A 12,257-nucleotide genomic window follows, 5' to 3' on the forward strand; every position below is an offset into this window, starting at 1 on the left:
AGTCATGTATCAAGCAATCGTCTTCCTTCCGCTGCTCGGCTTCCTGATCGTCGGCCTGTTCGGCACGTCGCTCGGCGCCAAGGCGTCCGAATACATCACCTCCGGCTTCCTGGTGATTTCGGCCGTGCTGTCGTGGATCGCCTTCTTCTCGGTCGGCTTCGGCGAGGGCGAAGTGTTCACCGTGCCGGTGCTGCGCTGGATCCAGTCGGGCGGGCTCGACGCGTCCTGGGCGCTCAGGATCGACACGCTGACGGTGGTGATGCTGGTCGTCGTCAACACCGTGTCGGCGCTGGTCCACATCTACTCGATCGGCTACATGCATCACGATCCGAACCGGCCGCGCTTCTTTGCCTATCTGTCGCTGTTCACCTTCGCCATGCTGATGCTGGTGACGGCCGACAATCTGGTGCAGATGTTCTTCGGCTGGGAAGGTGTCGGTCTCGCCTCCTACCTGCTGATCGGCTTCTGGTACAAGAAGCCGTCGGCCAATGCCGCGGCAATCAAGGCCTTCATCGTCAACCGCGTCGGCGATTTCGGCTTCGCGCTGGGCATTTTCGGCGTGTTCGTGCTTTTCGGCTCGGTCAATCTCGGCACCATCTTCGCCAATGCGGCGAGCTTCGTTCCGACAGAGGGCGCCGAGCACGGCGCAACCGTGCTCACCTTCCTCGGCTATACGCTCGACAAGCACTCGGCGCTGACCGTCGTCTGCCTGCTGCTCTTCATGGGCGCGATGGGCAAGTCGGCGCAGGTGCCGCTGCACACCTGGCTGCCCGACGCCATGGAAGGCCCGACCCCGGTCTCGGCGCTGATCCATGCCGCCACCATGGTGACGGCGGGCGTGTTCATGCTGGCCAGGCTGTCGCCGCTGTTCGAGCTGTCGCATTCGGCGCTGACGGTCGTCACCTTCATCGGCGCCTTCACCGCCTTCTTCGCGGCCACTGTCGGCCTCGTCCAGAACGACATCAAGCGCGTCATCGCCTATTCGACCTGCTCGCAGCTTGGCTACATGTTCGTGGCGCTCGGCGTCGGCGCCTATGGCGCCGCGATCTTCCATTTGTTCACGCACGCCTTCTTCAAGGCGCTGCTGTTCCTCGGTTCGGGCTCGGTGATCCATGCCGTCTCCGACGAGCAGGACATGCGCAACATGGGTGGCCTCAGGACGCTCATTCCGAAGACCTACTGGATGATGGTGATCGGCACGCTGGCGCTGACCGGCGTCGGCATTCCGGTGACGGTCATCGGCACCGCCGGCTTCTTCTCCAAGGACGCCATCATCGAGAGTGCCTTTGCCAGCCACAATCTGTTTGCCGGCACCGCCTTCGTGCTGCTGGTTGTCGCCGCGGCCTTTACCTCCTTCTACTCCTGGCGGCTGATCTTCATGACTTTCCATGGCCAGCCGCGCGCCAGCCACGAGGTCATGCACCATGTCCATGAATCGCCGCCGGTGATGCTGGTGCCGCTGTTCATCCTGGCCGTGGGCGCGCTGTTTGCCGGCATCATCTTCCATGGCGCCTTCATCGGCGAGGGCTATGCCGAGTTCTGGAAGGCGTCGCTGTTCACACTGCCGGAAAACCACATCCTTCACGAGATCCACGAACTGCCGCTGTGGGTCGAACTGGCGCCGTTCATCGCCATGGTCATCGGCTTCGCGGTCGCCTGGAAGTTCTATATCCGCTCGCCGGAACTGCCCGCCAGCGTCGCCGCCAACCATCGCCTGCTCTACGCCTTCCTGCTCAACAAGTGGTACTTCGACGAGCTCTACGACGTCCTGTTCGTGCGGCCGGCGAAGCGCCTCGGCAGGTTCCTGTGGAAGACCGGCGACGGCGCCGTCATCGACGGGTTCGGGCCTGACGGGGTCTCGGCGCGCGTCGTCGACGTCACCAACCGGGTCGTCAAGCTGCAGACCGGCTACCTCTACCACTACGCCTTCGCCATGCTGATCGGCGTTGCCGCACTCGTCACCTGGATGATGCTCTGATGACCGCCTGGCCAATCCTCTCGCTGGTCACCTTCCTGCCGCTGGTTGGTGTGCTGCTCATCCTGTTCATCAATGATGACAGCGAAAACGCGCGCCGCAACATCCGCGCCATCGCGCTGTGGACGACGAGCATCACCTTCGTCATCTCGCTGTTCATCTGGAAGGGTTTTGACAATTCGCAGGCCGGCTTCCAGTTCGTCGAGAAGGTCGCCTGGCTGGATTCGGGCATTTCCTACCACATGGGTGTCGACGGCATATCGATGCTGTTCGTCATCCTCACCACCTTCCTGATGCCGCTCTGCATCCTGGCTTCGTGGGAAGCGATCGAGAAGCGGGTCAAGGCCTACATGATCGCCTTCCTGCTCCTGGAAACGCTGATGATCGGCGTGTTCTGCGCGCTCGACATCGTGCTGTTCTACGTCTTCTTCGAGGCCGGCCTGATCCCGATGTTCATCATCATCGGCGTCTGGGGCGGCAAGCGGCGCGTCTACGCCTCGTTCAAGTTCTTCCTCTATACGCTCGCCGGCTCGGTGCTGATGCTGCTCGCCGTCATGGCGATGTTCTACCAGTCGGGTACCACCGACATCACGACGCTGCTGACGCACAACTTCCCGGCCAACATGCAGACCTGGCTGTGGCTCGCCTTCTTCGCCTCCTTCGCGGTGAAGATGCCGATGTGGCCGGTGCACACCTGGCTGCCGGACGCGCACGTCGAGGCGCCGACGGCGGGCTCGGTGATCCTGGCCGCGATCCTCCTGAAGATGGGCGGATATGGCTTCCTGCGCTTCTCGCTGCCGATGTTCCCGCTGGCGTCGGAAATGTTCGCGCCGCTGGTGTTCACGCTGTCGGTCGTCGCCATCATCTACACCTCGCTGGTGGCGCTGATGCAGGAGGACATGAAGAAGCTGATCGCCTATTCGTCGGTCGCCCATATGGGCTTCGTCACCATGGGCATCTTCGCCATGAACCAGGAAGGCGTGCAGGGCGCGATCTTCCAGATGCTCAGCCACGGCCTCGTCTCCGGCGCGCTGTTCCTGTGCGTCGGCGTCATCTACGACCGCATGCACACGCGCGAGATCGATGCCTATGGCGGGCTGGTCAACAACATGCCGAAATACGCCACCGTGTTCATGGTCTTCACCATGGCCAATGTCGGCCTGCCTGGCACCAGCGGCTTCGTCGGCGAGTTCCTGACCATGCTGGGTGTGTTCCGGGTCAACACCTGGGTGGCGTTCTTCGCCGCCACCGGCGTCATCCTGTCGGCGGCCTACGCGCTCTGGCTCTATCGCCGCGTGATCTTCGGGTCGTTGACCAAGGACAGCCTGAAAGATCTGCTCGACCTCTCGGCGCGCGAGAAGGCGATCATCTATCCGCTGGTGGTGCTGGTCATCTTCTTCGGCGTCTACCCGGCGCCGGTCTTCGATGCGACGGCCGCCTCGGTCAAGGCGCTCGTCACTAACGTCACCGCATCCATCAATACCGCGCAGACCGCGGCGGCGAACTGACTGGGGATATCGCGAACCATGACGCCGGACCTTCTCTCCAGCCTTTCGCTCTCGACGCCGGAGCTTATCCTCGCCATCGGCGCGCTGGCGCTGTTGATGGTGGGCGCCTATTCGCGCACCGACAGCACGGCCACCGTCAGCGGTCTTGCCGTCGCCATACTTGCGCTCGCCGGCTTCTGGGTGGTCTCTTCCAGCGGGCAGGGCACCGCCTACGGCAGCGCCTTCGTCCAGGATTCCTTCGCCCGCTTCATGAAGGTGCTGGCGCTGATCGGCTCGGCGGTGACGCTGGTCATGTCGATGCGCTTCGCCAGACAGGAGCATTTCGACAAGTTCGAATATCCGGTGCTGATCCTGCTGTGCACGCTCGGCATGTTGCTGATGATCTCGGCCAACGGCATGATCGGGCTCTATCTCGGCCTCGAGCTGCAGTCACTGGCGATCTACGTGCTCGCCGCGATCAACCGCGACAGCGTCCGTTCGACCGAAGCCGGCCTCAAATATTTCGTGCTCGGCGCGCTGTCGTCCGGCATGCTGCTCTACGGCATCTCGCTGATTTACGGCTACACCGGCAACACCGGCTTCCAGGAGATCGCGACCGCGCTCGGCAGTGGCGAGCGGCAGCTCGGCCTCGTCTTCGGCCTGGTCTTCGTGCTGGCCGGCCTTGCCTTCAAGATTTCGGCGGTGCCGTTCCACATGTGGACCCCGGACGTCTATGAGGGCGCGCCGACGCCGATCACCGCCTTCCTGGCCGCCGCCCCGAAAATGGCGGCGATGGCGCTGATCGTGCGCGTCACCATGGGCGCCTTCAAGCCGATCGCGTCGGACTGGCAGCAGATCATCGTCTTCATTTCGATCGCCTCGATGGCGCTTGGCGCCTTCGCGGCAATCGGCCAGACCAACATCAAGCGGCTGATGGCTTATTCCTCGATCGGTCACATGGGCTACGCGCTGGTCGGCCTCGCCGCCAACAGCCAGGCCGGCGTGCGCGGTGTCGCCATCTACATGCTGATCTATCTGGTGATGACGCTCGGCACCTTCGCCTTCATCCTCGCCATGCGGCGCAAGGAGGGCAATGTCGAGCAGATCAACGATCTCGCCGGCCTCGCCTCGACCAATCCGATCATGGCGACGATCCTCACTATCCTGATGTTCTCGCTGGCCGGCATTCCGCCGCTCGCCGGCTTCTGGGGGAAGTGGTACGTCTTCCTCGCTGCCATCAACGCCAACCTCTATGCGCTGGCGATCATCGGCGTGCTGGCCTCGGTGGTGGGCGCCTACTATTATCTGCGCATCATCAAGCTCATGTGGTTCGACGAGCCGGTCGGCGGCTTCGTGCCGATGGCCAGCGAACTGCGCCTCGTGCTCGGCGTCAGCGGCGCCTTCGTGCTGTTCTACGTGCTGATCGGCGGGCCGATCGGCACCTATGCCGAAGCCGCGGCGAAGACCTTCTTCTGACCGGATGGCGTTTCGGCTGGCTCCAACCGCGGCGTCGGAAGGGTTCCGGCTCGAAGCCCATGACACGGTCGGCTCCACCAACGCGCTGGCGCTCGCCCATGCCCGGGCCGGCGATCTGGGCAAGCTGTGGGTCGTTTCCAAAAAGCAGGAAAGCGGGCGCGGCCGGCGCGGCCGGAGCTGGGCGACGCCGGAAGGCAATCTGGCGGCGACTTTGCTCATCGTCAGCGGTGGCGAATTGCGGCTCGCCGCGACGCTGGGCTTCGTCGCCGGGCTGGCACTTGCCGACGCGCTCGATGCCGTCGTGCCGCAAGGCAGGATCGCGATCGGCGTTGACGGCGCAAGCCAGGGCAAGAACCGCTTCGAGCTGAAATGGCCGAACGACGTGCTTGCCTCCGGCGCCAAGCTCGCCGGCATATTGCTGGAATCGGCGCTGCTCGAAGGCGATCGCTTCGCGGTGGCAGTCGGCATCGGCGTCAACGTGGTGGCATATCCGGAGAATTTGCCTTATCCGGCGACATCGCTGCGCGCGCTTGGCGCGAATTGCGATGCCGAAACCCTGTTTCTGGCGCTGTCGGATGCCTGGAACGAGAATGCCCGGCTGTGGGACGACGGGCGCGGGCTTGCCGCCGTCAGGCGGCGCTGGCTGGCGCGCGCCGCGGGGCTCGGCGGTGAGGTTGCTGTCAGGGTTGACGGTAATGTGGTGCGCGGGACGTTCGAGACCATTGACGAGGACTGCCGTTTCGTGATCCGCGACGATGAGGGATCTGTCGTGACGATCGCCGCCGGCGACGTGCATTTCGGCGCTGTCGCGTCGGCCCAAAGGTAACGGACTTGGCCTGACCGGCCAGGAAGGGAAGAAACATGGCGAAAGCGGAAAACGCCGAACTCGTCTTCGTGCCGCTTGGCGGCGTCGGCGAGATCGGCATGAACTTCGCCCTCTACGGTTACGGGCCGGCCGATGCGCGCGAGTGGATCGTCGTCGATGTCGGCGTCACCTTTCCGGATTCGGCGCATCCGGGCGTCGACCTGATCCTGCCCGACACGCGCTTCATCGAGGAGAACCTCGACAGTCTGCGCGGCATCGTCATCACTCACGCACATGAGGACCATTACGGCGCTCTGCTCGACATCTGGCCGAGGCTGAAGGCGCCGGCCTGGATGACGCCGTTCACCGCCGGCCTGCTGGAGGCCAAGCGGCAGGGCGAGCAGAATGCGCCGAAGGTGCCGGCGATGATCTACCGGGCCGGCGAGAAATTCACCATCGGTCCGTTCGAGATCGAGGCCATCCCGGTCGCCCACTCGATTCCCGAGCCGATGTCGCTGGCGATCACCACTCCGGCTGGCACCGTCATCCACACCGGCGACTGGAAGATCGATCCGGAGCCGACGATCGGGCCGAAGACCGACGAGGCGCGCTTCCGCGCCTATGGCGACAAGGGCGTGCTGGCGCTGGTCTGCGATTCGACCAATGCGCTGCGGGAAGGGGAATCGCCTTCGGAAGTGGCGGTCGGCGAGGGGCTGAAGGGCGTCATCCAGAGCGCCAAGGGCCGCGTCGCCGTCACCACCTTCTCCTCCAATGTCGGCCGCATCGTTTCCATCGCCAGGGCGGCGCGCGACGCCGGCCGCCAGTGTCTGGTGCTCGGCCGTTCGCTGAAGCGCGTCATCGATGTCGCCGGCGAGCTCGGCTACATGGACGGGCTGCCGGAGTTCATCGCCGAGGAGGATTACGGCTTCATCCCGCGCGAGAACCTGGTCATCATCTGCACCGGCAGCCAGGGCGAGCCGCTGGCGGCACTTGCCAAGCTGTCGCGCGACGAGATGAAATCGGTGTCGCTGACGGCCGGCGACACCGTGGTGTTTTCCTCGCGCACCATCCCCGGCAACGAGAAGGCGATCCTCGAGATCAAGAACCGGCTGATCGACCTCGGCATGAAGATCGTCGAGGACGGCGATGCGCTGGTGCACGTCTCCGGCCATCCGCGCCGCAGCGAATTGCGCAAGATGTATGAATGGGTGCGGCCGCAGATCGGCGTGCCGGTGCATGGCGAGGCGGCGCATCTGGTGGCGCAAGGGTCGCTGATGTCGATGTCCGGCATCGGCCAGGTGGCGCAGGTGCGCGACGGCGACATGCTGAGGCTCTATCCGGGCGCCGCGACCATTGTCGACCAGGTGCCGTTCGGCCGCGTCTACAAGGACGGCCGGCTGATCGGCACCGACCAGGCGATGGGCATCCGCGACCGGCGCAAGCTGTCCTTTGCCGGTCATGTCGCCGTCAATGTCGTGCTCGACGACAAATATGAGCTTGCCGGCGATCCCGACCTGGTGGCGATCGGCGTCGCCGAGGCGGACGCAAGCGGCGAGACGCTGGAGGACCTGATGCTCGATGCGGCAATCGGCGCCGTGGACTCGATCCCCCGTCAGCGCCGAAAAGACCTCGACCTGGTGCAGGAGGCGGTGCGCCGCGCGGTGCGCGGTGCCGCCAACGAAGCCTGGGGCAAGAAGCCGCTGGTGACGGTGTTCGTCACGCGGTGACGAACAAGGGAATAGGGGAGTACGGCAGTAGGGGAATAGGGAAGAATAAGCAGTCTGTATTTGTTCAGACTCGTTTCCCTACTCCCATACTGCCCTACTCCCTTACTCCCCTAAAGCGGAGCGCTTTATGCTCGGACGCCTGAACCATGTCGCGCTTGCCGTGCCGGATCTGGCCGCGGCAATGGCGGCCTATCGCGACACGCTCGGCGCGCGGCTGAGCGCGCCGCAGGCGCTGCCGGAACATGGCGTGACCGTGGTGTTCGTCGATGTCGGCAACACCAAGATCGAATTGCTGGAACCGTTGGGCGAGAACTCGCCGATCACAGCGTTCCTGGAGAAGAACCCCTCGGGCGGCATGCACCATGTGTGCTATGAGGTGGATGACATCGTGGCCGCGCGCGACCGGCTCAAGGCCAGCGGCGCGCGCGTGCTGGGTGACGGCAGCCCGAAGATCGGCGCGCATGGCAAGCCGGTGCTGTTCCTGCATCCCAAGGATTTCTTCGGCACGCTGGTCGAACTGGAGCAATCATGAGCTGGGTCTCGTTCATCGCGCTGTTCTTCGCCACCTGGTGGGTGGTGCTGTTTGCCGTCCTGCCGTTCAGCCTCAGAACCCAGGATGAGGACAAGGATGTGACACTGGGCACCGTTCCCAGCGCGCCGCGCGGACCGCATATGCTGCGTGCGGCGTTCCGGACGACGATCGCCACGCTGGTTCTTCTCGGCATCTTTTACGGCATCACGCGGGGGCTTGGCCTCGGCATCGACGACATCCCGCACATCGTGCCGGACTTCAACCAGACGCCGAAGAATTAACGACGCAGTCGACCCAAAGTCATCCCATTGCTTGCGACTCGCTTCAGCCGGAAATCCGATAGCCGGCTGTCGAACTCTCGTTGAGATGACGTTAGGTGAAGCAGTTTGGCAACCTGCCAGACTAAGCAGATGATTGCACAAAAAAAATGCAAGGCACGAGGCCTTGCAATTTAAACGCGTCCGATCTGTTTCCGGTGTCCGGCGGCAGCGAGTGACCGCGCCTAGATCGCATCCTCCCAAGACTTTGACCGCGTAGGAGAGCAGATTATTTTCCGCCCTCTCGGTTATCGGGGCACACTAGCCTAAGGCAGATGAAATTGTCACGAAGAATTTTGCCCGCAAACGGGCAATATCGTGCTGCACTGCACAATAGTACGGCAGGCCTTGCTTGTGAAACGATCAACCGGGCGGTTGCGGCACTTCGGCCGCTCGCTCGGGTTTCCAATCCGCCATGAAATGGCTATGAAGCCGGGGCAAGCAGCCCATGCCGCGCCGATTCCGGCGAGGCCATCCTCTCTCACGGACCAGTCCATGCGTTTGTCGCGCTATTTCCTGCCCATTCTCAAAGAAAATCCGCGCGAGGCCGAGATCGTCTCGCACCGGCTGATGCTGCGCGCCGGCATGATCCGCCAGCAGGGACAGGGCAGCTTCTCCTGGCTGCCGCTCGGCAAGCGGGTTCTGGACAAGGTTTGCCGGATCATCCGCGAGGAGCAGGACCGCGCCGGCGCCCTGGAGATCCTGATGCCGACCATCCAGTCGGCCGAGTTGTGGCGCGAAAGCGGCCGCTATGACGACTACGGCAAGGAGATGCTGCGCATCAAGGACCGGCAGGAGCGCGAGATGCTCTACGGGCCGACCAATGAGGAAATGGTCACCGAGATCTTCCGCGCTTATGTGAAGTCCTACAAGGACCTGCCGCTCAACCTCTACCACATCCAGTGGAAATTCCGCGACGAGGTGCGGCCGCGCTTCGGCGTTATGCGTTCTCGCGAATTCCTGATGAAGGACGCCTATTCCTTCGACCTCAACTACGAGGGCGCCAAGGCCGCCTACAACCGGATGTTCGTGTCCTATCTCAGGACGTTCACGCGCATGGGCCTGCAGGCGATCCCAATGCGCGCCGACACCGGGCCGATCGGCGGCGACCTAAGCCACGAGTTCATCATCCTGGCCGACACCGGCGAGAGCCAGGTGTTCTGCCATCGAGACTATCTCTCGCTCGCCGTGCCGGGCGCGAACACCGACTTTTCCAACGACGCCGAGATCGCCGACATCGTCAAGACGTGGACGACCCCCTATGCCGCCACCGACGAGATGCATGACGAGGCGGCCTGGGACAAGGTCTCCGAGGGCGACAAAGTCTCGGCGCGCGGCATCGAGGTCGGCCATATCTTCCATTTCGGCGAGAAGTACTCCAAGCCGATGGGCGCCAAGGTGACCGGGCCCGACGGCAAGGATCATTTCGCTTCGGGCGGCTCCTACGGCATCGGTCCCTCGCGGCTGGTCGCGGCGATCATCGAGGCGAGCCATGACGACAACGGCATCATCTGGCCCGACGCGGTGGCGCCGTTCGACATCGGCCTGATCAACATGAAGGTGGGCGACGCCGAATGCGACCGCGTCTGCGACGAGCTCTATGCCGCACTCTCCGGCGCCGGCAAGGACGTGCTCTATGACGACACCGACCAGCGGCCGGGCGGCAAGTTCGCCACCGCCGACCTGATCGGCCTGCCCTGGCAGGTGATCGTCGGGCCGCGCGGCGTAGCCGCCGGTGAGATCGAGATCAAGAACCGCAGGACCGGCGAGCGCGAGACGCTGCCGATCGAAGCGGCGAAGAAGCGCCTCGGTATCGCCGCATGAGCCAGGCGGCCGCAGCCAAAGCCCCGGCCGTCAAAGCCCCAGCCGCCGGCGCCTTTTCGGTGTTCGAGCGCATGGTTGCCTGGCGCTACCTGCGCTCGCGGCGCAAGGAGACGGTGATCTCGGTCATCGCCTCGATCTCCTTCCTCGGCATCATGCTGGGGGTGGCCACGCTGATCGTCGTCATGGCGGTGATGAACGGGTTCCGCGCCGAGCTGTTGACCCGCATCCTCGGCGTCAACGGCCATCTGATCGCGCAGCCGCTCGATTCGCCGCTCGAGGACTATACCCAGGTGGCGAGCCGCATCAACGGCGTGGCAGGCGTCAAATACGCGATTCCCCTGATCGACGGCCAGGTGCTGGCGCAAGGCAATGTCGGCGGCGGCACAGGCGCGCTGGTGCGCGGCATACGCGGCGAGGATCTCGGCAAGATCTCGATCGTCTCCGGCAACATCAAGCAGGGCACGCTGGACGGCTTTGACACCGGCGAGGGCGTGGCGATCGGCAAGCGCATGGCCGAGAATCTTGGCCTCGTGCTCGGCGACACCATCACGCTGATCTCGCCGGAAGGCGACGTGACGCCGCTTGGCACGACGCCGCGCATGAAGGGCTACAAGATCGCGGCGATCTTCGAGGTCGGCATGTCGGAGTATGACAGCTCGATCGTCTACATGCCGTTCTCGGAGGCGCAGCTCTATTTCAACATGGACGGGCGGGCGCAGACCATAGAGATCTATGTCGACAATCCCGACAATGTCGATGCGCTGAAGCCGCTCGTCGAGCAGGCGGCGCAGCGGCCGATCGACCTTGTCGACTGGCGCCAGCGCAACGAGACGTTCTTCTCGGCGCTGCAGGTCGAGCGCAACGTTATGTTCATGATCCTGACGCTGATCGTGCTGGTGGCGGCTCTGAACATCATTTCCGGCCTCGTGATGCTGGTGAAGGACAAGGGTCACGACATTGCCATCCTGCGCACGATGGGCGCCTCGCGTGGCGCCATCCTGCGTATCTTCCTGATGACGGGGGCGGCCATCGGCGTCACCGGCACTGTCGCCGGCGTGCTGCTCGGCGTCGTCATCTGCCTCAACATCGAATCGATCCGCCAGTTCTTCTCGTGGATGACGGGCAGGATCCTGTTCAATCCCGAGCTTTATTTCCTCAGCCAGCTGCCGGCGAAGATGGACCCGCGCGAGACGACCTATGTCGTCATCATGGCGCTGGTGCTCTCCTTCCTGGCGACTGTGTTTCCGGCATGGCGGGCCGCCCGCCTCGATCCGGTCGAAGCCTTGAGGTACGAGTGATGGCCGAGGCCATTATCGAGCTGAAGAGCGTCGAGCGGCACTATGTCCAGGGCCCGCGCAAGCTCACCATTCTTAACGGCGCCGACTTTTCGCTGCGGCGCGGCGAGATGGTGGCGCTGGTGGCGCCGTCCGGCACCGGCAAGTCGACGCTGCTGCACACGGCCGGGTTGCTTGAGCGGCCCGACGCCGGCGACGTGATTCTGAGCGGGCGCGCCTGCGGCCGGCTCTCCGACGAGGAACGCACGGCCATCCGCCGCAACGACGTCGGCTTCGTCTATCAGTTCCATCACCTGCTGCCGGAGTTTTCCGCGCTGGAAAACATCATGATGCCGCAGCTGATCAAGGGGCTGACGCGCAAGGAGGCGGCCGAGCGGGCGGCACAGCTGCTCGACTACATGCAGATCGGCAAGCGCGCGCATCATCGGCCGTCGGAGCTCTCGGGCGGTGAGCAGCAGCGCGTGGCAATCGCGCGCGCCGTCGCCAACGCGCCGCTGGTGCTTTTGGCCGACGAGCCGACCGGCAATCTCGACCCGGTCACCGCTTCCTATGTGTTCGAGGCGCTGGAGGCGCTGGTCAGGCAATCGGGCTTCGCGGCGCTGATCGCCACCCACAACCACGAGTTGGCATCGCGCATGGATCGGCGGGTGACGTTGGCCGAGGGCAAGGTCGTCCCCCTTTAGGTCACGGCGATATTCGGGTGAGGCCGGCCTGCGAAAGGCGGCTTCCTGCGCTTCCGGTGCTCACGTACTTCAAGTGCGCTCCGCTCCGGTTCTCGGAACCCACCATTCTCGACTCGGCCTGCCCCGAATCTCGGCG

At 64.1% G+C, this 12,257-nt stretch carries 10 protein-coding genes; all 10 read left to right on the top strand.

The features are described 5' to 3' along the window. Positions 1-4 precede the first annotated feature (4 nt). The 10 genes from nuoL (at position 5) to EN745_RS07695 (ending at position 12,121) form a co-directional block, all read left to right on the top strand. Positions 5-1,978, top strand: a complete 1,974-nt coding sequence (gene nuoL / locus EN745_RS07650; protein WP_126054029.1) for an NADH-quinone oxidoreductase subunit L — start codon at positions 5-7, stop codon at positions 1,976-1,978. Beyond that, complete coding sequence (locus tag EN745_RS07655; protein ID WP_126054030.1) at positions 1,978-3,483, top strand: NADH-quinone oxidoreductase subunit M; 1,506 nt, start codon at positions 1,978-1,980, stop codon at positions 3,481-3,483. Before nuoL ends, EN745_RS07655 begins: the two co-directional genes overlap by 1 nt. An 18-nt stretch (positions 3,484-3,501) precedes the next feature. Further along, on the top strand, positions 3,502-4,938 hold the full coding sequence (gene nuoN / locus EN745_RS07660; RefSeq protein WP_127420916.1) for an NADH-quinone oxidoreductase subunit NuoN: 1,437 nt from the start codon (positions 3,502-3,504) through the stop codon (positions 4,936-4,938). Positions 4,939-4,942: 4 nt separating this feature from the next. Then, complete coding sequence (locus tag EN745_RS07665) at positions 4,943-5,764, top strand: biotin--[acetyl-CoA-carboxylase] ligase (RefSeq protein WP_126054032.1); 822 nt, start codon at positions 4,943-4,945, stop codon at positions 5,762-5,764. Between the two features lie 35 nt (positions 5,765-5,799). After that, on the top strand, positions 5,800-7,470 hold the full coding sequence (locus tag EN745_RS07670; protein WP_126054033.1) for a ribonuclease J: 1,671 nt from the start codon (positions 5,800-5,802) through the stop codon (positions 7,468-7,470). A gap of 127 nt (positions 7,471-7,597) precedes the next feature. Beyond that, a complete protein-coding gene (gene mce / locus EN745_RS07675; protein WP_126054034.1) occupies positions 7,598-8,002 on the top strand; it encodes a methylmalonyl-CoA epimerase in 405 nt (134 codons plus the stop codon). Continuing rightward, on the top strand, positions 7,999-8,283 hold the full coding sequence (locus tag EN745_RS07680; protein ID WP_126054035.1) for a DUF1467 family protein: 285 nt from the start codon (positions 7,999-8,001) through the stop codon (positions 8,281-8,283). The genes mce and EN745_RS07680 overlap by 4 nt, the downstream gene beginning before the upstream one ends. A 531-nt stretch (positions 8,284-8,814) precedes the next feature. Continuing rightward, the gene (gene proS, locus EN745_RS07685; protein ID WP_126054036.1) at positions 8,815-10,143 is read left to right on the top strand and encodes a proline--tRNA ligase; all 1,329 of its coding nucleotides are present in this window, start codon (positions 8,815-8,817) and stop codon (positions 10,141-10,143) included. Then, complete coding sequence (locus EN745_RS07690) at positions 10,140-11,441, top strand: lipoprotein-releasing ABC transporter permease subunit (protein WP_127420917.1); 1,302 nt, start codon at positions 10,140-10,142, stop codon at positions 11,439-11,441. The genes proS and EN745_RS07690 overlap by 4 nt, the downstream gene beginning before the upstream one ends. Beyond that, entirely contained in the window at positions 11,438-12,121 is a 684-nt protein-coding gene (locus EN745_RS07695; protein ID WP_189362987.1) for an ABC transporter ATP-binding protein, read from the top strand. The genes EN745_RS07690 and EN745_RS07695 overlap by 4 nt, the downstream gene beginning before the upstream one ends. The last annotated feature ends 136 nt before the right edge of the window (positions 12,122-12,257 follow it).

Source organism: Mesorhizobium sp. M4A.F.Ca.ET.022.05.2.1 (genome assembly GCF_003998845.1).
GTDB lineage: Bacteria > Pseudomonadota > Alphaproteobacteria > Rhizobiales > Rhizobiaceae > Mesorhizobium.

Coding starts and splice junctions, on each gene's coding strand:
- nuoL (WP_126054029.1), top strand. CDS start 5: ATGTATCAAGCAATCGTCTTCCTTCCGCTGCTCGGCTTCCTGATCGTC.
- EN745_RS07655 (WP_126054030.1), top strand. CDS start 1,978: ATGACCGCCTGGCCAATCCTCTCGCTGGTCACCTTCCTGCCGCTGGTT.
- nuoN (WP_127420916.1), top strand. CDS start 3,502: ATGACGCCGGACCTTCTCTCCAGCCTTTCGCTCTCGACGCCGGAGCTT.
- EN745_RS07665 (WP_126054032.1), top strand. CDS start 4,943: ATGGCGTTTCGGCTGGCTCCAACCGCGGCGTCGGAAGGGTTCCGGCTC.
- EN745_RS07670 (WP_126054033.1), top strand. CDS start 5,800: ATGGCGAAAGCGGAAAACGCCGAACTCGTCTTCGTGCCGCTTGGCGGC.
- mce (WP_126054034.1), top strand. CDS start 7,598: ATGCTCGGACGCCTGAACCATGTCGCGCTTGCCGTGCCGGATCTGGCC.
- EN745_RS07680 (WP_126054035.1), top strand. CDS start 7,999: ATGAGCTGGGTCTCGTTCATCGCGCTGTTCTTCGCCACCTGGTGGGTG.
- proS (WP_126054036.1), top strand. CDS start 8,815: ATGCGTTTGTCGCGCTATTTCCTGCCCATTCTCAAAGAAAATCCGCGC.
- EN745_RS07690 (WP_127420917.1), top strand. CDS start 10,140: ATGAGCCAGGCGGCCGCAGCCAAAGCCCCGGCCGTCAAAGCCCCAGCC.